Below are 25,595 nucleotides of genomic sequence, written 5' to 3'. Positions count from 1 at the left end.
AAAAGCTAATTTTCCAACTCTATTTTCTCTATTTTATTTTATTTCTTAAACTTCTTTCCTTAAAATAACTCACTATAATATACGTCATTAAACATATGAATATTATAAAAATTATAGGAAAATATTTAAATTCTATGATATAAATCTCTACTAATTTAATTAAAAATCAAATAGTAAAAAATGATAAATTTATAGGATTTTCATAATAATGGTATCCTTTTAATTTTTCGTTTTGATTATCTCGCTTTGACCAAATAAACTTTTTACCAGAATAATATTTTTGTTTAATATACGACCTATATATTAGATATACCATAATAAATAAAAATAATATATTAAAAACTATCACAATAATGTCTTTAACATCCATAAAAACTCCTATAAATTTGTTTTATTTTATTTTATATCCCCCAAGTCAAATCCTTGTTCTTTCGCTACTTGTAACAATTCTTGTCTTTTAACTTGTTGTTTTGTATATTTTGCAATTGCTTGTTCTGTAAATTTATCAACAGGACTATTTGCATTTCTAAGATCGTAGTATTTTACCATTTCTTCATCATATTCCTTAAACACTTCATGATAGTTTTCATATTTTTGATATGAATCTGTAAAAATTCTATTTTCATAATTCATTCTTGGTTTTAATTGTGGGTCTTGGTCTGGATATCCGATTCCCATTCCTACTACAGGGAATGTGTGTTCTGGTAAGTCTAAAATTTCTACAATTTTTCTAGCATCATTAAGAATCGAACCAAAATATACAATCCCTAAACCTAATGATTCTGCAGCATTTGCAACATTTTGAGCCATTATTGCCGCATCAGTAAATGATGAAAACAATCTATCTACATCATTTGTATGATCTTCTGGTGCATCTGCCTCTTGTAAAATTCTATGATTTCTATAATTATCAGCAACATATATCCAAAATTCAGGAGCTTCATTTACATATTTCTGAGTTGAAATTTCAGCAATTTGAGCTCTTTTCTCTTTATCAACAACTCTTATTATAGAAGCAGTTTGCATACCTATTGAAGTTGAAGTCCTATTAGCAACATTATATAAAGTTTCTAAAACGTCATCAGATAACTTCTCATCCTTCCACTTTCTAATTGATCTATGGTTTAAAATAGTTTCTATAGTTTTATTGGTTTTCATAGTCCCTCCCTTTTTCTCATTTATACCCATAATATATTATTTATACTCTTAAAAATAAAGTTCACTTAGGCACCTCTTAATTTTCATTATCTGTTAATGTCGATATAAAATTTTCTATTAATCATAACCACCAGCTAAGCTGATGCTTTTTATTTTTTCTACTTCTCAATAGGCACTGCTGTATGATTTCCATATGATTTATTTGTTTTCAGCCCATGGGTTTTTCATTTTTTTACTCCCCCACGTTTTAATATCAACATAAAAATGTACAAAATTGATTATATTAGCATTAAAAGGTTTGACTCCGCAGGACGCAAGCACCCTTTAGGGTGTATAATTGTGCCCTTAGAAAATCTAAGGGAGATTGATTATTTACAGACCCTTTATTTTTCCTAATTGTTTCTTATTATTCTAAGTGTTTCTTTGATTTCTTTTGTTTTTGTTGCTTCTTCTAGTAAGATTTTTATTTCTTCATCTGTTAGTTCTTCTGCATTCTCTATATGACTTTCTAAGATTGCTCCTCTTGTTATGAGTCTATGCGTTCTTTCTTTTCTTCTTTTTACTATGTCTTATTTTAATATATTTTGTTCTTGATTTTTTAGTTGCCTTAATCTTTCTTCTGTATCTTCTATTTTATCTTTTATTTCTTTTGACTCTTGTCTTATTTGTTATAGTTTTTTCATATAAAACTTCTTTCTTGTAATAAAAAAAGACGACTAGATTTTTATTTTTCTAATCGTCCTTTTTCTATTTTGAAGATTTTCTTCTGTTACATTCTTTGCATAACATCTGGCAGTTTTTTGCGTTTGTTTTTCCTCCCTCAACCCAAGGAGTTATATGGTCGCCCTCCATTTCATTTATCTCAAAATGCTCATTACACATAGGGCAAATTCCTTTTTGTCTTTCATAAGCTTCTCTTTTCATTGATGGAGTAAAGGCTCTAATGTTTAAGTGCTTCTCTTCTCCTGTAATTAAATAAGCATAAATTCCAGATTTTTTTGTTATATCATCATCTTGCATTAACTCTTTTATTCTTTCTTCCAAATATACTGGATCATAAGAATTTTGATTATATTTATTATATAATATTCCCCACTCAATTCCTTTTTGTTCACTTCTATAGTTAGTGAATAATGTTTTTACCCAATTGATAACTGATTGAAAATATAACCATAATTCAGTTGCATTAGTTTCGTTCTGTTTTCTAGCCATATATTCTTCAATTTCTATAGAATCTCTATCAGTTATCCAACGTAATGCAGTTTCTAAATATTCTTGTCTTATTGAAGTACCTTTTAAATAATCACTAGCTATTTGGTATGCAGGGCATGAAGTTTTTGAGAAATATTTTTTTGCTTCGGTTGTCCAAGGTCCAGCATATACCGCATTTCTTAATTCTTGGTCAGTAAGTTTCTCCCCAGCTATATTTATTGTTCTAAACCAGTCTAGTTTTTCACTATCAGTCCCTTCACAAATATAAATCATTAATTTATAATTAAGGATTTCATCTTGCTTATCTTTAGTTAAATTGTGGAAATATTTTTTGTTATATGAAAAATCCCCATTAACATATTGACAGATACTTATCGTCCTTTGTTGACCATCAAGAACTTCATAGCAATCATCATCACTTTTAACCCAATACATAACATTTAGCGGAAAATTCTTAGTTACAGTATCAATAACTGAATCTCTTTGTTTATCCTTATAAACAAATTCTCTTTGATACTTTGGTCTTATATTTAATTTCCCATCAAACCCATAAACTCCCTCTTCAGAGTTATCGATGTAACCTTTTGATACATCTCTAATTTGAATTTCTTTTAATTCAATTTTCATTCCTTTTCCTCCTTATTGTAACTCGTGCATAAGTTATCTTTCCACCTATTTTCCCCTCAGCATTTTTTATCATTCCAGGAATTGATGTGGCGGATAAATACTCTTGCATATAACAATTTTCCATTGACGGTTGCTCTCTCGTTTCCTGAGAATTGGTTTCTAAATTCTTCGTACGAGAACTCTGAAGTATGGTTGTACTTGCTTGCTTGCTTGCTTGCTTGCTTGCTTGCTTGCTTGCTTGCTTGCTTGCTTGCTTGCTTGCTTGCTAGAGCATTATCTTTCATGTCAATTTCTTTGTCAAGTGAATTAGTTAATGAATATACTAAATCTTTTCCATCGTTTCCTTTTCTAAAAGCAACTATTTCAAACTGATCTGGATTATATTTATTAAGAAATGTTATTGGAACACCCATTACACCATCATAATCTACAGGTATTTCAGCAACTTTATTTACATTAATGGCGTCATAATTGTCATATTTAGGATATTCTTCTTCGTTATATGTTTTGTATAAAATAATATTTTCGTGCCTTTTTTCAATGTCCAAATTAGTGAACCAACATATATTTCCCATGCTTCTCCACTTAATTCCATTCTCATCAATTCTAAACCTTGTTTTTCTTGGCTCATAATAATCTGGGACTTGAAATTCCATATCACCAGAATGATAACCTAGCCAAAGTTTATTTTGAGCAATTAAAGGAAATATTTCTTTATATGTTATTGCATTTTGATTTCCAATTATTATAAACTTTTTGTCGTACTCGACTAATTGACCGATATATTCTCTAAATAATGAAAATGGTGGATTAGTAACTACTACATCAGCCTGTTTCAGTAACTCAATACATTCTTCAGACCTAAAATCTCCATCTCCCTCTAGAAGTGTCACAGTATTTTCATTTTGTTGCATTATTTGTAGAACATCTTCAATACCAATTGCACCATCATTATTAACATCTTCTACATTATCAATGATTACTTTATAAGGACTACTTTCGTTTTTATCCTCAATATAATTTATATCAAATACACTTAATTGTCCGAATTTAATAGACGAAGTACCATAACAGGTAGCTATTAATCTTTTTAAACCAAGATGATTGAAATTATTAGCAAAGTATTTAAAAAAATTACTTTCATAGGGATCATCACAATTACAAAATACTACTTTATCCTTAAAGTGATTTTTATAATGTCTTAATTCCTTTTCAATATCACTTAACTGCGTATAAAACTCATCTTCTTTAGCTTTATTTGCTCTATGCAAAGCACTATTTCCACTCATCGCAAATCACCTACTTTCTTTTAATAAGTATTCTCGCATAAATACTTGTATATAGTTCTCCAGTTTCACAATCTCTAAAAGCTGGAAGTTTTTTATCCTTTAACTTATTATACTTTCTATACAAAGTTCCTTTAGCATTGTATGTTATCTTTCCTGTTGGCTTCCCATTCTTTAATATTTCCATTTTTCTATTATTTTTAAAATTGCAGCTTCCAACAATTCCTAATTCTACAATTTCAAACTGATCTGGATTATATTTATCTAAAAATGTTATTGGTACACCCATAATGCCATCATAGTCCATTGGAATTTCATTTGTTTTATCAACATTTATCGCATCATAGTTTACATACATAGGATATTTATCCTCAGTATAGTTTTCATATAAAAGAAGATCATCATGCCTTTTTTCTATATCTAAATTAGTAAGCCATAAACAATTATTTGTTGATACAATTCTTTCCCCATCTTCATTAATTTTTGTTTCAGTTCCATATAATTCATAATGATCAGGCACTATAAAACCAGATATCCATCGACCCATTCCATTGCCTAACCAAGCTTTATTTTCTTTAATTAATGCAAATATTTCTTTATATGTTAAGCAATTTATATTTCCTATTACTAGAAACTTTTTATCGTACTCAACTAATTGACCGATATATTCTCTAAATAATGAAAATGGCGGATTAGTAACTACTACATCAGCCTGTTTCAGTAACTCAATACATTCTTCAGACCTAAAATCTCCATCTCCTTTTAGATTATTGACTTCAACGTTATCAAAATCATCAATATTGCCATTTCCATTATATTCTAGCCATACTGCCTCTTCCTTGTCATTCATTGAAAATAAATCTATATCTTGATTTTTATAACAAGTAGCTATTAATTTTTTTAATCCTAAATACTCGAAATTCAAATAGAAGTATTTAAAAAAATTACTTACTCTTGGATCATCACAATTACAATAGACTACTTTATCTCTAAAATGAGACTTATAATATTTCAACTCTCTTTCTATATCAACAAGTTGAGTATAGAATTCGTCATTTTTATTTTTACTTGCTTTTTTTAAATTTTTATTACTAGCTTGTCTACTCACTCTTTAATCCTCTTGTACTTGTTTTGATTTGCTAATCTCTACAACATCTTCAATTTTACAATCCAATGCCAAGCAAATCTTTTCTAATGACTCTAAGTTTACATAAGAGTTTTTACTCATTCTTGAAACAATGTTACTTGTTATATTTGCAGCTCTTTTTAAATCTTCTTTATTCATTTCTCTTTCTACCAATAAGTGCCATAATGGTTTATAAGAAATTGCCATATTATTACCCCTTATCCGTTTTATTGTTAAAATATATTATATCATAAATAGGCTGATAAGTCACTTTAGCCTGTTTTATACTTATGCTTACGTTAGTATTTATTGAGATAGTCCTTGTTTTTTCCTTGTCCCACTTGGAACTGCTCCAAATCCGCAGACCATATCGATAAAAAATAAGATTCCGATTCCCCACCTCTGATTTTTCATAGCCCTATTTACAAAAAACATCTCTTAAAAATAAAAGTTCACGTAGGCACCTCCGCAGACCGTTCGATAAAAAATAAGTTCCGATTCGCCACCTCCGCAGCTCCCAAAGGGAGCGAGGACTCGTGGCAGAATCGGAACTTATTTTTTATTTAGTACCAAACAATCTATCTCCAGCATCTCCTAGACCTGGTAGAATGTATGCGTCTTTATTTAATTCTCTATCTAATGAAGCAACGTAGATATCTACATCTGGGTGTGCTTCTTGAATTGCTTTAACTCCTTCTGGAGCAGCAACTATATTTATTAATCTAATTGATTTACATCCTTGATTTTTTAATTCTGTGATTGCATCGTTTGCTGAACCACCTGTTGCTAACATTGGATCTAATACAAAAATATCTCTTTCTTCAACGTCTGCTGGTAATTTTGCATAATATGGAACTGGTTTTAATGTATCATGATCTCTATACATACCAATATGTCCAACTTTAGCACTTGGTAATAACATTAACATACCGTCTACCATACCTAAACCAGCTCTTAAAATAGGAACTAACCCTAATTTTTTCCCTGATAATCTGTATGCTGTTGTTTTTTCTAGTGGTGTTTGTAATTCAAATTCTTCTAATTCTAAATCTCTACATACTTCATAACACATAAGTTGTGAAATTTCAGTAACAACTTTTCTAAATTCATTTGTCCCTGTATTTACATCTCTAATAATACTTAATTTATGTTTAATTAGTGGGTGTTCTAAAACTGTTAATTTACTCATTTTTTCCTCCAAATATACATTAATCTTCTATTTTATTTATTCTATTTTGATGTCTTCCACCTTCAAATTCTGAATTTAGGAAATTGTCTACAATATTTTTTGCTAATTCATCACCTATTATTCTCGCTCCTAAGTTTAAGATATTAGCATTGTTGTGTTGTCTAGTTAATAATGCACTTAATGGATCTGAACAAAGTGCAGCTCTTATTCCTTTCGCCTTGTTACAAGCAATATTCATACCTATACCAGTTCCGCAAATACCAATACCATATTTCACTTCTTCAGAAACCACACTTTTTGTTAGTTTTTTTGCAAAATCTGGATAATCTACTGAATTTGCATTTTCAGGTCCAAAATCTACAATTTCAAATCCTTTTTCACTTAGATATTTCTTTATTGTTTCTTTTAAATCATATCCTGCGTGATCGGAAGTAATACCTATTTTCATTAAATCCTCCTTACATTCTGAGAAGCAGACTTTTTAAGCCTATTCATAATGCTTAAACCATATCCTTCTTCTTCAACACCTCTTACAATTACCAATTCAACATTATTTTCATCCATTTTTCTAAGGGAATCAAATAATATTTTGCCCATATATGACAAATCTTCTTGATTTCCCATATATATTATGTTTTCATTTTCAAATTTTCCTAAATCATTTTCAAAAATCATTAACCCGACTTTTTTATTCTGATTTTTGGATAAAATTTTTTCAACTTCGTTTCTAAAACTTTCATCATCACCGATTAACACTTGAATTTCTGCGTTTGGTGCATAGTGTTTGTATTTTTGCCCAGGTGATTTTGGAGTTAAATTAATATTATTTAAACCTTCATCAATATAGACTATTTTCCAAAATTTTTCAAGTTTTTCTTTTGTATAATATCCAGGTCTCAAGATTTTAGGATATTTTTCAGTTAAATCTAAAACTGTGGATTCAATTCCAATTTCACAGTCGCCACCATCTATTACAGCATCTATTCTTCCATCCATATCCTCAAGTACAGATTTAACACTTGTTGGAGATGGTTTTGTTGAAAGGTTTGCTGATGGTGCTGCTAGTGGTGTCCCACACATTTTTATAAACTCTCTTGTTATTTCTTTATTTGGAAGCCTTATTGCAACAGTATCCAACCCTGCTGTAACGTCATTAGGAATGATTTCTGATTTTTTCAAAATTACCGTCAATGGTCCCGGCCACAATTTTTCTAAAATTTTTAAATCAAAATCTTTTACTTCTCTAGTTAATTTTTTTAATTCTGATATATCTGAAATATGTAAAATCAAAGGATTATCCATCGGCCTATTTTTAGCTTCAAAAATCTTTCTACATGATTCTCCATTTAATCCATCTCCCCCTAGTCCATATACCGTTTCAGTAGGAATGGCTACCAATCCCCCATTTTTTATAATTTCTGCAGCTTCTCTTAAATTTTCATAATTTTGATTATCTGTAAAATCAAAAATTTTTGTTTTCATAATTTCCTCGATATCTATAAATTAATATCATCCATATCTATACCTTCTAATTCACTAGTATCCTCTACACAATAAAAGCAAGGTTTGTCTAAAATGTAAGTTGGATCAATATGAATATTAATTATTATTCCCATTTGATTATATAGGTCAAGCTCAACTTCATTTACAATTTTGTGCATTGAGTAAACATCAATATTTGCTGGAACTTCAACATGACAAGATCCATAAACCTGTCTTCTACCATATTCATGAAGCTGTATATTATGAACCCCAACAATATATTGTCCTTTTAAGATTATTTCAACAACTTTATCCATAGTTTTATCACTAATTTTTTTACCTAAAAGCACTGTACCCATATCTAAAAATATCTCTATCCCTGATTTTAAAACTAAAATTGATATAATTACACCGACATAACCATCTATATTTATTTTTGTAAATTCAAAAAAGCTGATTGAAAATAGTACAATAGATGTTGCGATAACGTCATTTAGTGCATCTATAGCTACTCCTCTATTTAAGGTACTCTTTAACATATTTTCAGTTTTTTTATTATAGCTGTACATATAAATTTTAAGTAAAATAGAAGCTATCAATATTACTATAGTAATAGGCTTAAATATTATTGCTTCTGGCTTAAAAATATTTTCTATAGAAGATTTAAATAATTGTAAACCAACTACAGTTACAAATAAACCAACCATCAAAGTTGCAACATATTCTGTCCTTCCATGACCATATGGATGATCTTTATCTGCCGGTTTTCCAGAAAGAATGGAACCATAGATAGTCACAACACTTGTTAAACAATCAGATAAATTATTCCATGAATCACTGACTATGGAAATTGAATTTGTTATAAATCCAATTGAAAACTTCATAACAAATAATAAAAAATTAATAAATAATCCCATTATCCCTGTCAATCTTATTAATTTATCTCTATTTTGTTTATTTTCAAAATCCCTAAATTTTATATATTTATCTATTAAAAAATTAAACATTTTTCCTCTTTATAGCATTATTTCATACTATCAATTAATTCTTTTAATTCATCCATTGTGTCAACTATATAATCTGCAGGAGTTGTTTCTAGGAAATCTCTATCTCTAAATCCCCATGTTACAGCAATAGTCTTAACACCTGTATTTTTACCTGTTTCAACATCAACCTCACTGTCTCCAATGTACAACATTTCATCTTTTGAAATTCCTAATTTTTCAATCAATTCATTTAATACTTGTGGATTTGGCTTTCCTGGTTTTCCGTCAACTAATCCTAAAACAACATCAAATAATCCATCTCCAACTAATTCCTTAAACAAAGGTTGCAATACAGTATCTGGCTTATTTGAATATGCTACAAGCATGTATCCTTCTTCTTTTAGCTTTTTTATTAAATCAACAATTCCTACATATGGAACTGTTAAATATGAAGGCTCTGCATTATATCTCTTTGTATAATGTGCTAAAACTTCATCAATTATCTTTGTGTCATAAATGTGATTGTAATGGAACATTAAAGCCTGTTCTATCAAGTATTTTGAGCCATATCCCAAAGCTTTTCTGATATATTCAGGTTCATCAATTTTATAGAAACCATTTTCGTGCAATGTTTCATTAACTTGATAAACTATTGAATCTAAAGTGTTTAATATTGTACCATCTACATCAAATGCTATTAATTTCATCTTGTCTCCTAAATTCATATAATCCAATAGATGTTGCTATTGGAAGATTTAAACTATCTACATCTTCGCTTTGAGGAATAAATACTTTTTCTCCAAACTTTTCAAAATCATTTGGAAGCCCTGATCCTTCATTTCCCATAACCAATGAATAAGGACTTTTTACTCTTTTTTTGTAAATACTATCTTCATCATTCATTGAAAGCATAAATAAATATAAATTATTTTTATGTGATTGAATATATTCTTCAATCGTGTCAAAATGGCTAATTCTTACTTTAAAAAACGCACCCATTGACGCCCTTATTATCTTTGGATTGAATACATCCGCAACATTTCCAACTAAAACTAAATCATAAATACTAAATCCGACCATGGATCTTATTATCGTCCCCAAATTTCCCATATCCGAAATATTGTGAAGGACTACATGATTATTTCCTTTAATTACATCTCTTGTTTCCTTCTTAAAAATTCCTACTACAAATATATTTTCCTTATCAGCAAGTTTTCTTATGACATTTGAAGCAAATTCATAGCGAATATGTTTCTCTTTCAATAATTTTATTAAATTTTCTTTATCATTATATCTTTCATCAATAAAGACTATTTTAACATTTTTATCACTATTAATTAGCTCAATAGTTGGGAAAGCTCCCAATGTGTATGAATAATCTTCTTTTTTTGAATACTTTTTATATTTACTCATCTTTACTCCTTATACTATTTTATTAATACAGAATAGTTTAGTCAATAAATATAATAAAATATTTTAGTCAAAATTTTTTGTTTATTGTATAATAAAGCTATATTTCTATATACTAAAAAATAAAATAATAAGGAGAAATCCAATGAAGCATAGAAATTTAAGTTTACTTATGGACTTTTATGAATTAACAATGGCAAATGGATATTTTGTAAATGGATATAAAGATGTAATTGCTAATTACGATTTATATTTTAGAAATGCTCCCGATGATGCTGTTTTTGCTATTTCAGCAGGACTTGATACTGCTATTGATTATATTGAAAATCTTCATTTTGATGATGAAGAAATTGAATTTTTAAGAAATAAAAAAATATTTTCTGATGAATTTTTAGAATATCTTAGAAATTTCAAGTTTGAATGTGACATCATGGCTATTCCCGAAGGTTCAGTAGTATTTCCTAATGAACCCCTAATGAGGATTAGAGGACCATTTATACAAGCACAATTACTTGAAACAATGCTTTTATTAATCATTAATCATCAATCAATGATAGCAACTAAAACAAGTAGAATTGTACGTTTTTCAAATGGAAAAGCAATTTTAGAATTTGGTTCAAGAAGAGCACATGGAGCTGATGCAGCAAATTATGGTGCAAGGGCATCTTATATTGCAGGTGCTGCTGGTACAGCTAATACTCTTGCTGATTATCAATACGGGGTACCAGCTTTAGGTACAATGGCTCATTCATGGATACAATCTTTTGATACAGAATACGAAGCATTTGAAACATATGCAAAAACTTATCCAAATAACACAGTACTTTTAGTAGATACTTATGATACCTTAAATCAAGGTATTCCAAATGCAATTAAAGTTTTTGATAATATCTTAAAACCTATGGGCATAACTCCTGGAGGAATAAGATTAGATTCTGGTGACTTGGCTTATTTATCCAAAAAAGCAAGAATTATGTTAGATGAAGCAGGTTATAAAGATTGTAATATCGTTGCATCCGGATCTTTAGACGAGTTTAAAATAAAAGATATCATAAACCAAGGTGGAAAAATAGATGTTTATGGTGTTGGAGAAAGACTTATAACCTCAAAATCAAATCCTGTATTTGGTGGAGTTTACAAACTAGTCGCTGTTGAAAAAGACGGCATTGTTAAGCCAAGAATTAAAATATCAGAAAATATTGAAAAAATAACAACTCCTGGATTAAAGCAAGTATATAGAATTTACGATAATGAAACAAATATGGCTAAAGCTGATTTGATTACTCTCGAAGATGAAGTAATTGATGAAACAAAACCATTGACATTATTCCATCCTCTTTACACATGGAAGAAAAAAACAATAAATAATTTTTACGTTAAACCTTTACTAGTACCAATTTACAAGTCTGGAAAACTAGTATATGAAAGACCTAATATGGAAGAAATCAGAAATCATTACAAATCTGAAATTAATTCTCTATGGGAAGAATATAAAAGATTAGATTCCCCTCAATTATATAAAGTAGACTTATCTCAAAAATTATGGGATTTAAAAAATAATTTATTAAATGAAGTAAAAAATAATTTACAATATTAAGGAGCAAATTCATGATATATACAGTAACATTAAACCCTGCTTTAGATATTATTTATACAGCAGATAATTTAGAATCCGAAGGATACACATATGCAAATAAAACTCAAAAATTTCCTGGTGGTAAAGCATTAAACGTATCAAGAATGTTAGCAAATATTGGTATTCCTAGTCTTGCTACAGGTTTTTTAGGTGGTCAACCGGGTAGGTTTATTAAAAATTGTTTTGAAGAAATAGATTCTGAAACTCATTTTATAGATATAAAAGATGATACAAGAATTAATGTAAGACTTAAAACACCTCAACAACATATTACAATTGCTGGCACTTATCCATCCATTCCAGAAGAAAAAATATTAGAATTATTAACATATCTTTCAAAATTAAGAGAAGGTGACATAGTTGTTATGGGAGGTTCAATACCTTGTAATGTAGATTTTGAAATTTACAAAAGAATAGCAGAAATTTGTAAAGCAAATAAAGCTGAATTTGTAATTGACATTCCTCCAAAACAAATGAAAGACTTACTGTCATATAGACCTCTTTTAATTAAACCTAATCTTGATAATCTAGCTAAAATGTTTGATTTAGAACAAATCACAAATGAAGCAGATATTATTAAATACGGATTAAAATGTATTGAACTTGGTGCAAAAAATGTTATCGTCTCAGTTGGTGAAGAAGGTTCATATCTATTTAATGACAATGCTGACTCGTTTAGATCTTATGGAGTTAAAGGAGAAGAAGTAAATTCCTTCAACTCAAGAGATGCTATGATTGGTGGATTCATAGGTATATATATGAGAAAACAAGATGTTATTGAATCATTTAGAATGGCTTCAGCCGCTGCATCAGCTACTGCTTTTGTGGAGGACTTAGCAGATTATGATTTAACTATGGAAATATATGAAAAAACTATAGTTGAAAAAATAGAATTATAAAATAAAAAAGATGTAGAATCTAAAGGTTTTACATCTTTTTAAATATTAAAAGGCTCTACAATAAATAGTGTTGGTGGATAAAATTCATCTTCACTACTTGCGCCCTATAGGTATTTGATAAAGAACCATATAAAAAAAGTGGTGTTATTCACCACTTTAAGCTATAAATTATCAAAATCTCTTTCAAAATTCACAACAGAAACAAATTTTCCATCCTCATTTTTTATTTTTCTAACCCTTTTATTAAAATCAATTCTTTTCATCCAAATAACATGCTTACAACCTTGGCATTCTAACTTAAATTCTATGCCTGTTCTTAGAATTTTCCATTCATTTTCTCCACATGCATGTCCTTTTTTTAATTTTACTAAATCACCTAGTATATACTGTATCATTATCCTACCTTAATCCTTGAAAATGAAATTTTTGATTCATTAAATTCTTTTATAATTTCTTTTCTCAACGCTCTCTGAACATCCCATTGAGTACCATTTTGAACTTTTGTTGCTATTTGAATTTTATATCCATAAATATCTAATTCATCTATTCCCAATATTTTCGGTTCTTCTAATAAATTATATTGTTCAAAAATAGTATGTGATGCTTTATTTATAGCTTCTTCAATAATTTCAAACGGTTTATCATCTGTTATATACAGACTAACTGAGGCTCTCATCCTATTTACAGAATTATTTATAACAATTGAAATTTTACTATTTGGTATGATTATTTCTCTACCATCTATGTCTTCAAGCTTTGTAATTCTCATTCCTACATATTTTACGGTACCCGTAATCCCCTCAATAGTAACTAAATCACCTATATTAAATTGATTTTCAAAAACAATAAATGCTCCTGTGATTACATCTTGAACTATTGACTTTGATGCAAAAGCTATCGCCATACCACCTATACCTGCAACCGCTAAAATAGATGTAGTATCCACATTAAATACATTAAGTATGAATGTAATCATCATGAAATACAAAACAATATTTATAAAATTTTTCAAAACAGATAATATTGTCTTTGTTTTATATTTATATTTTTCATTAATTACAAAATGCTTTATATTGATATCCAATATTCTATTTATTACTAGTTTTATAGTCATAAATACTAAAATTATAATTATAATATTTACAATGCTAGATATCACTGTATTTTCCTTATATATTTGTGTTATATTATTTAATAAATACATATATTCTCCTAATATGCTTTTATTTTATCAATTCTATTATCAAAAATAGTATAAAAAGCCTGATTATTGCTATACCATCCCTTTAAATCTTTTATAGGTTCTTCAATTATATTTCCATTTTCATAAACTTTCACAGAAGATTTTCCTAAAGCTACTATTGTATTTTTTCTAATAGATACCGATTCAGCATCTATTCCTATTTCTTTATCATCTATTTCTTTTAGAGAATTATCATATATTTTAATTCTCTTTCCATCTGCAACCGCCAATTTTTGATAATCATAATCAAATGAAGAAATATCTGTTAAAAATATTTTTTTCATTATAGTATTACCATTAATTAAATAAATATAACTATTTGACACTAATATATTATTATCTCCAGAAATAAATGTATCTAAAAATACTTCATTTGCTGTAGATATTGAAAATTGTGTTGTTCCTTTATTTTTAATAGTAATTGTAGATGAAATAACACCATTATTTAAATTCATTTCAATAATGGATTCTCTATCTCCTTCATAAGAATAAGAAACTGGATTTTTTAATTTGTCTATCTTCTTTAATTCATTTAAGTTTTTGTCCATGATAATAATTGTACTATCATTAAACAATTGAATTTGAGAATTTTTAACTTTAACATTTTTTATTTCAGAATTTATTTTTACTGATTTTTTCTCTTTACCATTATTTCTATCTAGCATTAAAATATTTCCAGTTTTTGTAAATATATAAACATATTTATCGTAATATGTGCCAACTATATTTGTTGCTTGTAAACTAAAAATTTCTCCATTTATATTAAAAGCATGAAGTTTATCTCCTTCAACTTTATAATATTTATCGTCTACAACACCTATAAATTTACTATTTATTCCTATTTCAGCGTTAAAAGAATCTACATTTGATTTTAATGTATTAAAACTATATATGTTATAACTTATGATTAAAACAACTATAAATAAAATCAATAATATTCCCTTAAAAATAGGAAAATTTCTAAATAAAGAGTTACTTTTTTTTATTCTATTTATTCTCATTTTTTTTCTATTCTTAATAGAATCTCTTTCTCTCATAAACGCCTCTTAATAATTAAAATATGCTAGCTAGTAAAAAATAAACTAAAACTATAGCTCCTAAAACTATTCTATAGTAACCAAATATCTTAAAGTCATGTTTTTGAATGTATTCCAAGAATTTCTTAATAACAATATATGCAACTACAAATGATAATACAAAACCTAATGCTATTAATCCCCATTGTCCAGCTGTTAATCCTGTTGTTTTGATAAGCTTCAATAATGTGGCTCCCAACATTGTAGGAATGGCTAAGAAGAATGAAAAATCTGCTGCAGCCTTTCTATTCAAACCTAATATCATTGCTCCAATAATTGTAGCTGCTGATCTTGATGTCCCTGGCCACATAGCTAAAACTTGAAAACATCCGATTAAAAATGCTGTCTTATACCCTACTTCAAAAACATCTGTGTACTTAAATGTTGTTTTTCCTTTATTTTTATCTTCTAATAAGATAATTATAATACCAAAAACAATAAGTGCTAACGCTACTGGGATTGGCTTAAATAATAATTCATCAATAATATCATCTAATTTTAATCCTATTACTGCAGCAGGAATAGCAGCTACAACTATCTTTTTCCATAATCTTACTGTTTTATTATGATTAAACCAATAATAAGCTTTATTTATTAATTTCTTTCCACCTGAAAGTTCTTCAATTTTTTCAGGATAAGCGCCATTATCCAATTTTTTCTTTCCAAATGGATTTAATTTATCAAAATAAATAGCAATAACTGCTAGTATCGCACCTAATTGAATAATAACAGTAAATGCATTTGAAAAGTTTTCTGGATTCAATCCGACAAACTGATTAACTAAAATCAAGTGACCAGTTGATGACACTGGTAAAAACTCAGTAATTCCTTCGATTATACTTAGTATAATTACTTTAATAATTTCTAACATATTTTCTCCTATTTGTGATAAGGTTCATTTCTCAAAATACGAAATGCCCTATAAATTTGTTCCACAAGTACAACTCTCATCAATTGATGCGGAAATGTCATTTTTGAAAAAGACAATTTCAATTGTCCTTTAGTTTTAACCTTATTATGTAACCCGTTTGATCCACCAATTATAAAACAAATATCTGAATAACCACCAACTGTTATTTTCTCAATCTTTTCAGCGAAATTTTCAGAATCCATTTGCTTTCCTTCAATGCAAAGAGGGATAACATAAGCCCTATCATTTATTTTTGACAAAATAGCATCTGCTTCTTTTTCCATTCCTTCTTCAACCTGTGCTTGAGAATATTTATTTGGTAATTTGTACTCATCAACTTCTATTATATTAAAATTTGCATATGAACCCAATCTTTTTTGATATTCTTTTATAGCATCTGTGAAATATTTATCTTTAATATTTCCTACACATACGACATCTATATTCATATGTATTTTCCTCCCAAATCGATTATCTTCCCAGACTTAAATTCCTCTGCAACTTCTATCTCTATATCTTTATTAACATCTATACCTATATTTTCTAATTCATTTTTCATACTTTCAAGTGCAGTTTTTGGAGTATTATTAGTTTTACTCAAATGTCCTAAAATCAATTTTTCTCCATTTGCATTAACAATCTCCTTCATAATACTTGAAGCTAAATCATTTGATAAATGTCCATATTCTCCCTTAATTCTATATTTCAAATCAATAGGATATGGACCATTTTCAAGCATTTCAATATCGTGATTTGATTCTAATAATAAAATATTTGAATCCCTTATAGAGTCAACTATTAATTGAGATGTAATCCCTGTATCAGTAAGAATGCTAATCTTCTGATTATTTTGGTAAAAGATGAAAAATACTGGATCTACAGCATCATGAAATGTGCTAACTACTTGAACATCTAAATCTCTAAAAGTAAAAAATGTATTTGACTTAAATACATTAATATTTTTAGGATCAATTTTTCCAATTTTATCTTTCATAGCAATCCAAGTTTTTTCATTGGCAAGTATTGGAATATCATACTTTCTACTCAATATCCCCACACCTTTTATATGATCAATATGCTCATGTGTAACAAATATCGCATTCAAATCTTCAGGCTTTTCTCCAATACTTTGCAATAACTCAACTGCCAACTTTCCAGTAAGCCCACAATCTATAAGTATTTTTGATTTATCAGATTGTACAAATATCGAATTTCCCGTTGAACCCGATGACAATGTGCATAGCTTCATCATAACCTCCGTAACTATTAGTTTACCTTTTATAGAGGGAATTTTCAATAATAAAAATTTAAGTTTTGCATTTAAAATTTCTTTTAATTTATTTTCATCTTTAATCAGATCTTCTATTTTTACATTTTCATCTGGAAGCACAAATTCTATTTTAATAAAATTTTTAAATTGCATATTTGCCATTTGAAAATTACTACCTTTGTAATATTCCCCTGTTTCTTTATTTTTTGACATAAATATTTTTTCTACTTCTGAGCCATTAGGTAATTTAAATTTAAAATTTTTATTATCATTTTTATCAAATTCTTTTTTCCACAAACGCTATTATTAGTATCAAAAATCCCTTCATCATTAAATGAATTCAAAGTAAATGCTAATAAATTGCGATTATTTTCATTTAATTTTTCTCCATTTTGATCTAAAAATTTCAATATTTCTGACTTAGATTTATCATTTCCACCATTATATAAATTTGACATTGCATAATGTAAACTTAATGGAGAAAATACTACATTTTCATCATTTGAACTCGCTAAAAGTTCCCTAGATAAATTAAAAGAATAATTTCTAAGACTTGATAAAAATTCTTTATTATTCCATTCATTACTTAATTTATCCTTAAAATAGTTTTTCTTATGTTCAACTTTTGATGGAGAATTTATTAAACTATTATATCCACTACCAAAAATTGAACAAGTAGTAATTGTTAATATCAACAATGATAAAACACCTAATTTAATCCATTTTTTCATTTTTTCCTCCTATAAATTATCTTTGATAATATAAAAAAAAACAAAAAACGAGATAATGCTTATGTATTTTTAATACAGAATTTTAAAAATTAATCCCTTCAAAACTCAGAAATCAAAAAATGTTGGGGTGGTGCTGACCATTCAAAATTAAGAAACATAAATATGCTAGGAGCAAATATATCTAAAAACAAACTTATTTTGTCCCTCCAAAATCAGATAATTGAATATCGATAGGGTCGTGCTACCCATTCAAAATTAAGAAATATAAATATGCTAGGGGCAAATATATCGAAAAACAAACTTATTTTGCCCCTTCAAAATCAGATAATTGAATATCGATAGGGTCGTGCTACCCATTCAAAATTAAGAAATATAAATATGCTAGGGGCAAATATATCTAAAAGCAAACTTATTTTGCCCCTTCAAAATCAGATAATTGAATATCGATAGGGTCGTGCTACCCATTCAAAATTAAGAAATATAAATATGCTAGGGGCAAATATATCGAAAAACAAACTTATTTTGCCCCTTCAAAATCGGAAAATTGAATATCGATGGGGCGATGCTACCCCTTTAAAATCAAAAAATCAATTATAGCTAGGTTAAAATCACCTCCTAGCAAAACGTAGCCCCTCCGTAGATTCTTTTAAGCGAGGTTTAGATCACTCATAAATCGAATTAACTACTATATTTTCAACCTCTTCAACTTATTTGAAGCGAGGACCAGTGGCATTAGTAAATCTTTTATTTTTATTTACTTTAATACAAAAATCTAGTATAATACAGATAAATAACTCTTAGGGGAGTAGCTTATATATATTTAGTCGTCAATACGGATTTATCCCGGCTAAATACCGAAAGGAAGCAAGACCTAAAATATTTATAGGTCTTTTTTTTATTTTAAATTGGAGGTAAAAATGGAAAAATACTATCTAAATGATAGTCAAACCGTCCTAGAAAATCTTAATACGAACAAAAATACAGGACTTTCATCTCAAGAAGCTAAAGCTAGAGTTGAAAAATATGGTTTGAATCAATTAGAACAAAAACAGGGTAAATCATTTATCCAAAAACTAATAGAACAATTATTAGATCCAATGGTAATTATTCTTTTAATCGCTGCTATTTTATCATCTCTAACAGGAGACATGATTGAAACAATAATTATTTTAGCTATTGTTGTATTAAATGCAGGAATGAGCTTGATTCAAGAAGGTAAAGCTGAAGATTCAGTAAAAGCCTTACAACAAATGTCAGCTCCAAATGCTAAAGTACTTAGAGATGGAAAAATTAAATCTATTCCAGCGACTGAATTAGTACCAGGTGATATTGTTCAGCTTGAAACCGGGGATATTGTACCTGCGGATATTAGACTTTTAGAAAGTAAAAACCTTTCAAGTGATGAATCTTCATTAACCGGAGAATCTGTACCAGTTGATAAAGATGCTGAAGTTATTTTTTATAAAGATATAGAAATTGGAGATAGAACTAACTATATTCATTCATCCTCAATAATTACAAGAGGTAGATGTATTGGTATTGTTGCAACTACTGGTCATGATACAGAAATCGGTAAAATTGCTACAAATATTCAACAAACTAAAGAAGAGGAATCTCCTCTTCAACAAAAATTATCAAAATTATCTAAAACACTTGGTATATTAGTTATCGCAATTTCAATATTAGTATTTGTAATAGGATTAATTCGTCCTGACATGGATGTTATTGAATCTCTTATGACCGCTGTATCTCTTTCAGTAGCTGCAATTCCTGAAGGTTTAGCTGCTGTAGTTACAATTGTACTATCAATAGGTATGAATAGAATGGCATCAAGAAATGCTATTGTAAAAAAACTTTTAGCTGTAGAAACTTTAGGTACAACAACATTTATATGTTCTGATAAAACTGGTACATTAACTCAAAATGAAATGACCGTAAAAAAAGTATTCACAGATGATAAAGTTTATGATGTAGATGGTGTTGGATACGCTCCAGAAGGCGAATTTACAGTTGATGAAGAAAAAATTGATATTGCTAGTCATTCAAACTTAGAAATGTTATTAACTGCAGCTAGTTTAAATAGTGATGCAAAATTAATACATGATAATCATAAATGGGAAATAGTTGGTGATCCTACAGAAGGTGCTCTAGTAACACTAGGCGAAAAAGGTGGTTTATCTAATAAAACACTTAATGAAACTTATCCTAGAGTTAAGGAATATCCTTTCGACTCATCAAGAAAAATGATGACAACATTCCACAAAGGATACTTTGAAAATGACTATATTGCATTTACAAAAGGTGCTCCAGATATTATTTTTGAAAAATGTTCACATATATTGTTAAATGGAGAAATTAAGGAATTTACTCCTGAATTAAAGAAATTATATCAAGATAAAAATATTGAATATGCTAGACAAGCACTTAGAGTTTTAGCTTATACATTTAAGAGATGGGAAAAACTACCTGAAACAAATAATACAGAAGAAGTAGAAAAAGATTTAATTTTAATAGGTATTTCAGGAATGATTGATCCTGCAAGACCTGAAGCTAAAATTGCTATTGCTGAATGTATGACAGCAGGCATAACGCCTGTTATGATTACAGGTGATTACCTTGAAACAGCTCTTGCTATCGCTAAAGATTTAGGTATTGCAACTAAAGATGATCAAGCAATCATGGGTAAAGAATTAAATGATATGACTCATGAACAAATTAGAGAATTAGTTAAAGTAAAAAGAGTATTCGCTAGAGTTTCTCCTGAAAATAAAGTACAAATTGTTACAGCTCTTAAAGACAATGGAGAAATAGCTGCAATGACTGGTGATGGTGTAAATGATGCGCCAGCTATCAAAAAAGCAGATATTGGTATTGCAATGGGAATAACAGGTACTGATGTTGCTAAAAATACAGCAGAAGTTATATTAACAGATGATAACTTTGCAACAATAGTAAATGCAGTAGAAGAAGGAAGAATTATTTATGCAAATATCAAAAAATTTGTAACATTCTTACTTTCATGTAATATCGGTGAAGTAATTATAATGTTAGTTGCAATGATTGTAGGTGCTCCAGTCCCATTAACAGTTATTCAACTACTTTGGTTAAACCTTGTAACAGACTCATTCCCTGCTTTAGCTCTTGGTGTTGAAAAAGGTGAACCTGATATAATGAACGAACCACCAAGAAAGACTGATGATCAAATTATAGACAAAGATTTAAGAGATAATATTGCTGCTCAATCTATTGCAATAGCTGTAGCAACTTTAGGTGCATTTTTCATATCCTATAACTTTATTTTTGCAGGATATACTCACGAATTACAAGTTCATGCAGCTCAAACTGTTGCTTTTGTAACTTTAATTTTATCAGAATTATTGAGATCTTTCTCAGCGAGATCTGAAAAATATACAGTATTTGAATTAGGAATTTTCTCAAATATGCAATTGGTTTATGCATTTTTAGGATCATTTATATTAACTCTTGTTGTGATTTACATGCCTGGAGTAAATGATATATTCAATGCAGTTCCATTAGATTTACAATCTTGGGGAATAATACTTCCTTTTGCTTTCTTGCCATTTGTGGTTGGAGAAGTGCACAAACTTATTGAAAGAAAAATGGGATTACATGACTAATTTTTAAATAACAAGATGTCATATTTATATGTGGCATCTTTTTTAGTATAATTAAATATATTAATTTAAGGAGAATTTTATGGAACTTTTTTTAGTTTTATTATTATTTGGAATTATCTTATATGCAACAGGACAAGTAATATTAAAAGCTGTAATAATGTTTGAAGATAGAGAAAAATATCCAACAACTGCAAAATTATTAAAAATTGAATATAGAAAGAATTCAAATACAACTATTTATCATGTGGAATTTACAAATCAAAATAGAGAAATTTTAAATGGAAAATCATTGCAATATAAAGGATTACCTAGATTTAAGGAAGGTGATAAATTAGAAATAGATTACTTAATTAGATCTGAAATGAAAGATTTAATAGATAGTGAATTAGTTGATGTAAAACACCCTGAACATAAAAGCATTTATGAAACAATGGATAAACCAATAAAAACAGTAAATATTATATCTATTTTATTTATTTTTGCTTCAATTATTTCATTGATATATTATATTTTTAATAGATAATTCTTTTATATTCTTTCTAAATTAATGATATAATTAAGCTGAGATAAAAAATATTAATTAATCGGAGGTAAAATGGAAATATTAAAATTAAAACCTGCCACAAAAGACTACCTATGGGGTGGTACAAAGTTAAAGGAAAAATATAATAAGACAAGTAATAAAGACATTTTAGCTGAAACATGGGAATTATCAGCTCATAAAGATGGTGTTTCAATCATTGAAAATGGAGAAGTAAAATTCACTCATTATTTAGAAGAAAAAGGAAATTCTGTAATTGGAAAAAATTATGACAAGGACAGATTCCCTATTTTAATTAAATTTATAGATGCTTTAAAACCTCTTTCAATTCAAGTTCATCCATCTGATGAATATGGACTAAAACACGAAAATGACTACGGTAAAACAGAAATGTGGTACATTCTTGAAGCTGAAGAAGGTGCATTCCTATACTATGGTTTCAATAGAGAAATAACAAAAGAAGAGTACAGTAAATCTATTGAAGATGGCACAATTGAAGAATTATTAAATAAAGTTTATGTAAAGTCTGGCGATGTTATGTTTATTGAATCAGGAACAGTTCATGCGATTGGAGCAGGAATTGTAATTTGTGAAATACAACAAAATTCAAACATTACTTACAGAGTTTACGACTACAAGAGAAAAGACAAAGATGGAAATGAAAGAGAACTTCACGTTGAAAAAGCTATTGAAGTTTCAAGACTAACTCCAAATCCAAAATACTCATTTGACAGCAAAAATAGTATAAATGATAAACTAACGAGATTAGCTAAATCAGACTATTTTGATGTATTTTCTGGAGAATTGAATGATGAAGAAGAAACTTTCAATATTAGTGAAGATTCTTTCCACTCAATAATTGTTGTTGATGGTGAAGGAATACTAGAAGATGAAAATGGACAAACTTACAAACTGTTAAAAGGTGATTCTTACTTCATTCCTGCTCAAAATAATAAATACAAAATGAGTGGATCTGTAAAATATGTAATTTCAACATTACCATTATAAAAATTAGTGAGAGAAATGGCTTAATTGCTATTTCTCTTTTATTTTAAAGGAATATCTATGAAAAAAATAATTTGCTATTTATTAATTTTATTAATATTAACTTCTTGCTCAAAAACAAGACTTTATAATGTTGTAGAAGTATTTGATGGAGATACGATAGTGATAAATATCAATAATAAGAATGAAACTGTAAGACTTTTAGGAATTGATACACCTGAATCAGTCCATCCTAACCCTAAGAAAAATACAAAATACGGAAAAATAGCTTCATCATTTACAAAAAAACTTTTAACAAATAAAAAAGTAAGCATTGAACTTGACGTTCAAAAGAAAGATAAATATGGAAGAATTTTAGCATATGTATATTTAAATAATAAAATGGTAAACGAAACTATTATAGAAAATGGATTTGCTAAACCACTTACTATAGCACCAAATGTTAAATATACTAAAAAATTTACTAAACTATTCCAAAAAGCTAGAAAATACAAAAAAGGGCTTTGGAGTATTGGTTATAAATTTAAATGAAAAAGGAACTAAAATCTCTCTTAGTTCCTAAAATTTACTATGCCAATGATCCCATTGGATCCCATGGTTTTAATTTAATTGGTTCTTTTTCGTAAGCTTCAATTATTTCTTTTGATAAGTGTTTTTTGTTGATTAATGCTTGATACATGTATTCATCAAACCATTCATCACTCATTACTAAGAATCCTTTATTTCCTGATTGTTCACCCCAAGTATTTTCAACTTTATATCTGTTTATTTTTTCATTTTCTTCATCATAGTCACATCCCATAAATACCATCGCATGTGTCATTAGTGATTCATGATAATCAAGTCTTTCTTCCTTACTAAAATCATATTCAACATTAAACATATCCATAACATTTGCTGTTGTAAGATCTAATCTTGATCCACCTCTAGCAAAGAATTGCCCTACATCACAACCAAACCATACTGGTTCTTTATCTTGTAATTGGTGTAATATTGCTTTTTTCATTTCTTCAATTGGCAAATTTACATATCTAACGATATCTCCTTCAACTACATTACCTAAAAATTCTACTGTATATGAATTGTAGTAAGGCTTATCTTTTGTTGGTGCGTTGATTATTGAAACATATTCATCTAAATCCATTTCGATTAATTCAAAAAATTCTTTTGGTGTAATATTTTTGTATGAAACAAAGTTATTATCTTTATCTCTTGCTTCAAAATCCACTTTTGTTGGAGGTGTCCCTAAAGAAATTGAAAGTGCATTATAGATATCTGTCATATATCCTTCAATCATTTTTTCTAATTCTTCTCTAGATTTACCAGCTTCATGAGCTTTTCTTAAATTTTTAGCATTCATTCTTAAAATTTTGGTTAGATAGTTGTTCATTTGGTCACTCTTTGATGAACTTTCTGACTCTGGCATATAGTTTTTTGGCACAACACCATATTTTCTAATGATGTTTTTAACCATATCCCATTGTCCACCATCTCCCATTGGAGCAGTAAGAATGTGTGACACCAATCTTCCTTCTAATTCTTCATCTAAAGTATCTAAGATTGATTCATAAAAATAATTACATCTTTCTAATTTATCAAAGAAATAAATATAACTTTGAGAAATTTCAAATTCTTTTAGGTTAAATTTTTGAGCTAATTTGTATTCTAAAACATTCATTGCAGCAAAAATCCAACATCTACCTGATTGTTTTTGGAATCTAATCTTTGTATCTGTTAAATTAACATTAAATTCATGTCTATTTGTATCATTTTCTCTTCTATCAATTGTTGATTCTAGTAAACCTGTGTTAGTTGCAGCTCTTTGAGCAATTCTAAAAGCTCTATCTGAACTAAAGTTTTTACTAGAAACTTCTAAAAATTTGTTATCAATTTTCATAATTAACTCCTTTTTTTTTATATTATAAATATTATTTTTAGGTTCACCTAATATTATATATTAAAATATATATTTTGCAATAAATTTTATAATAAAAAATTATATACCTAAAATACCATATTTTCAAATCTACACAAAAAAGCTGTCGCTAAATATGCTACAGCTTCTCTTAATTTTATATTTTTATTTTACTCTAAATTCAAAATTTTTCATTTCTTTTAAATCAAGTTTGTGCTTTTCAATTCCTTGAGTAATATTTACTTCATATTTTGC

The 25,595-nt window shown here is 28.2% G+C and carries 25 protein-coding genes and 1 pseudogene; 6 read left to right on the top strand and 20 right to left on the bottom strand.

All coding sequences use genetic code 11. The annotated features are described in order from the left end of the window. Window positions 1-396: 396 nt before the first annotated feature. The 12 genes and pseudogenes from ABGF48_RS07460 to ABGF48_RS07405 all read right to left on the bottom strand — a co-directional run bounded on the left by ABGF48_RS07460 (window position 397) and on the right by ABGF48_RS07405 (window position 10,479). Window positions 397-1,158, bottom strand: coding sequence for an NADPH-dependent oxidoreductase (locus ABGF48_RS07460; protein WP_408105710.1), 762 nt, complete (start codon window positions 1,156-1,158; stop codon window positions 397-399). 392 nt (window positions 1,159-1,550) lie between these two features. Next, a pseudogene (locus tag ABGF48_RS07455) lies at window positions 1,551-1,823 on the bottom strand (DUF3847 domain-containing protein). Window positions 1,824-1,905: 82 nt separating this feature from the next. Next, window positions 1,906-2,997: an HNH endonuclease family protein gene (locus ABGF48_RS07450; protein ID WP_408105709.1), complete on the bottom strand. Its 1,092-nt coding sequence runs from the start codon at window positions 2,995-2,997 to the stop codon at window positions 1,906-1,908. Window positions 2,998-3,053: 56 nt separating this feature from the next. After that, window positions 3,054-4,286, bottom strand: a complete 1,233-nt coding sequence (locus ABGF48_RS07445; protein ID WP_408105708.1) for an adenine-specific methyltransferase EcoRI family protein — start codon at window positions 4,284-4,286, stop codon at window positions 3,054-3,056. A 10-nt stretch (window positions 4,287-4,296) separates the two neighbouring features. Further along, window positions 4,297-5,391, bottom strand: coding sequence for an adenine-specific methyltransferase EcoRI family protein (locus ABGF48_RS07440; protein WP_408105707.1), 1,095 nt, complete (start codon window positions 5,389-5,391; stop codon window positions 4,297-4,299). 3 nt (window positions 5,392-5,394) lie between these two features. Continuing rightward, the gene (locus ABGF48_RS07435; protein ID WP_408105706.1) at window positions 5,395-5,616 is read right to left on the bottom strand and encodes a helix-turn-helix domain-containing protein; all 222 of its coding nucleotides are present in this window, start codon (window positions 5,614-5,616) and stop codon (window positions 5,395-5,397) included. A 352-nt stretch (window positions 5,617-5,968) separates the two neighbouring features. Then, window positions 5,969-6,598, bottom strand: a complete 630-nt coding sequence (gene upp / locus ABGF48_RS07430; protein ID WP_408105705.1) for a uracil phosphoribosyltransferase — start codon at window positions 6,596-6,598, stop codon at window positions 5,969-5,971. A gap of 19 nt (window positions 6,599-6,617) precedes the next feature. Beyond that, window positions 6,618-7,046, bottom strand: a complete 429-nt coding sequence (gene rpiB / locus ABGF48_RS07425) for a ribose 5-phosphate isomerase B (RefSeq protein WP_408105704.1) — start codon at window positions 7,044-7,046, stop codon at window positions 6,618-6,620. Next, window positions 7,046-8,080, bottom strand: coding sequence for an L-threonylcarbamoyladenylate synthase (locus ABGF48_RS07420; RefSeq protein ID WP_408105703.1), 1,035 nt, complete (start codon window positions 8,078-8,080; stop codon window positions 7,046-7,048). The genes rpiB and ABGF48_RS07420 overlap by 1 nt, the downstream gene beginning before the upstream one ends. Before the next feature lie 14 nt (window positions 8,081-8,094). After that, complete coding sequence (locus ABGF48_RS07415) at window positions 8,095-9,087, bottom strand: cation diffusion facilitator family transporter (protein ID WP_408105702.1); 993 nt, start codon at window positions 9,085-9,087, stop codon at window positions 8,095-8,097. Between the two features lie 17 nt (window positions 9,088-9,104). Then, entirely contained in the window at window positions 9,105-9,773 is a 669-nt protein-coding gene (locus ABGF48_RS07410; protein ID WP_408105701.1) for an HAD family hydrolase, read from the bottom strand. Beyond that, window positions 9,754-10,479: a TrmH family RNA methyltransferase gene (locus ABGF48_RS07405; protein WP_408105700.1), complete on the bottom strand. Its 726-nt coding sequence runs from the start codon at window positions 10,477-10,479 to the stop codon at window positions 9,754-9,756. The genes ABGF48_RS07410 and ABGF48_RS07405 overlap by 20 nt, the downstream gene beginning before the upstream one ends. A gap of 142 nt (window positions 10,480-10,621) precedes the next feature. On the opposite strand from ABGF48_RS07405, the gene ABGF48_RS07400 reads away from it, so the two are divergent. Next, window positions 10,622-12,073 carry a nicotinate phosphoribosyltransferase gene (locus ABGF48_RS07400; protein WP_408105699.1) on the top strand — a complete coding sequence of 484 codons (1,452 nt, stop codon included), beginning with the start codon at window positions 10,622-10,624 and terminating at the stop codon, window positions 12,071-12,073. An 11-nt stretch (window positions 12,074-12,084) separates the two neighbouring features. Next, the gene (locus ABGF48_RS07395) at window positions 12,085-13,011 is read left to right on the top strand and encodes a 1-phosphofructokinase (protein WP_408105698.1); all 927 of its coding nucleotides are present in this window, start codon (window positions 12,085-12,087) and stop codon (window positions 13,009-13,011) included. 161 nt (window positions 13,012-13,172) lie between these two features. Here the strand turns inward: ABGF48_RS07395 and ABGF48_RS07390 are convergent, their stop codons facing one another. From ABGF48_RS07390 to ABGF48_RS07360, 7 genes are read right to left on the bottom strand one after another with little or no spacing between them, the layout of a single operon-like run. Beyond that, complete coding sequence (locus tag ABGF48_RS07390) at window positions 13,173-13,406, bottom strand: DUF951 domain-containing protein (protein WP_408105697.1); 234 nt, start codon at window positions 13,404-13,406, stop codon at window positions 13,173-13,175. Next, on the bottom strand, window positions 13,406-14,215 hold the full coding sequence (locus ABGF48_RS07385; protein WP_408105696.1) for a mechanosensitive ion channel family protein: 810 nt from the start codon (window positions 14,213-14,215) through the stop codon (window positions 13,406-13,408). The genes ABGF48_RS07390 and ABGF48_RS07385 overlap by 1 nt, the downstream gene beginning before the upstream one ends. An 8-nt stretch (window positions 14,216-14,223) precedes the next feature. After that, a complete protein-coding gene (locus tag ABGF48_RS07380) occupies window positions 14,224-15,291 on the bottom strand; it encodes a hypothetical protein (RefSeq protein WP_408105695.1) in 1,068 nt (355 codons plus the stop codon). A gap of 16 nt (window positions 15,292-15,307) precedes the next feature. Further along, a complete protein-coding gene (locus tag ABGF48_RS07375) occupies window positions 15,308-16,201 on the bottom strand; it encodes an undecaprenyl-diphosphate phosphatase (protein ID WP_408105694.1) in 894 nt (297 codons plus the stop codon). 8 nt (window positions 16,202-16,209) lie between these two features. Next, window positions 16,210-16,689 carry a 23S rRNA (pseudouridine(1915)-N(3))-methyltransferase RlmH gene (gene rlmH / locus ABGF48_RS07370; RefSeq protein ID WP_408105693.1) on the bottom strand — a complete coding sequence of 160 codons (480 nt, stop codon included), beginning with the start codon at window positions 16,687-16,689 and terminating at the stop codon, window positions 16,210-16,212. Next, window positions 16,686-17,807 carry an MBL fold metallo-hydrolase gene (locus tag ABGF48_RS07365; protein WP_408105692.1) on the bottom strand — a complete coding sequence of 374 codons (1,122 nt, stop codon included), beginning with the start codon at window positions 17,805-17,807 and terminating at the stop codon, window positions 16,686-16,688. Before ABGF48_RS07365 ends, rlmH begins: the two co-directional genes overlap by 4 nt. Beyond that, window positions 17,735-18,241 (bottom strand): serpin family protein, encoded by a 507-nt coding sequence (locus ABGF48_RS07360; protein ID WP_408105691.1) that lies wholly within the window; start codon window positions 18,239-18,241, stop codon window positions 17,735-17,737. The genes ABGF48_RS07365 and ABGF48_RS07360 overlap by 73 nt, the downstream gene beginning before the upstream one ends. Before the next feature lie 917 nt (window positions 18,242-19,158). Here ABGF48_RS07360 and ABGF48_RS07355 point away from each other — a divergent pair. The 4 genes from ABGF48_RS07355 (at window position 19,159) to ABGF48_RS07340 (ending at window position 23,956) form a co-directional block, all read left to right on the top strand. Then, on the top strand, window positions 19,159-21,879 hold the full coding sequence (locus ABGF48_RS07355) for a cation-translocating P-type ATPase (RefSeq protein WP_408105690.1): 2,721 nt from the start codon (window positions 19,159-19,161) through the stop codon (window positions 21,877-21,879). 79 nt (window positions 21,880-21,958) lie between these two features. Next, window positions 21,959-22,402 carry a hypothetical protein gene (locus tag ABGF48_RS07350; RefSeq protein ID WP_408105689.1) on the top strand — a complete coding sequence of 148 codons (444 nt, stop codon included), beginning with the start codon at window positions 21,959-21,961 and terminating at the stop codon, window positions 22,400-22,402. Window positions 22,403-22,474: 72 nt separating this feature from the next. Then, window positions 22,475-23,428 (top strand): type I phosphomannose isomerase catalytic subunit, encoded by a 954-nt coding sequence (locus tag ABGF48_RS07345; protein ID WP_408105688.1) that lies wholly within the window; start codon window positions 22,475-22,477, stop codon window positions 23,426-23,428. A 57-nt stretch (window positions 23,429-23,485) separates the two neighbouring features. Beyond that, the gene (locus ABGF48_RS07340) at window positions 23,486-23,956 is read left to right on the top strand and encodes a thermonuclease family protein (RefSeq protein WP_408105687.1); all 471 of its coding nucleotides are present in this window, start codon (window positions 23,486-23,488) and stop codon (window positions 23,954-23,956) included. A 37-nt stretch (window positions 23,957-23,993) separates the two neighbouring features. Here ABGF48_RS07340 and ABGF48_RS07335 read toward each other — a convergent pair whose 3' ends face one another. Next, complete coding sequence (locus ABGF48_RS07335; RefSeq protein WP_408105686.1) at window positions 23,994-25,322, bottom strand: C1 family peptidase; 1,329 nt, start codon at window positions 25,320-25,322, stop codon at window positions 23,994-23,996. Window positions 25,323-25,595 lie beyond the last annotated feature (273 nt).

Origin of the sequence: Helcococcus bovis (assembly GCF_046035835.1) — a bacterium.
Lineage (GTDB): Bacteria > Bacillota > Clostridia > Tissierellales > Peptoniphilaceae > Helcococcus > Helcococcus bovis.
Note: the sequence above shows the minus strand (reverse complement) of the source record. Positions and strands in the feature narration are given on the sequence as shown.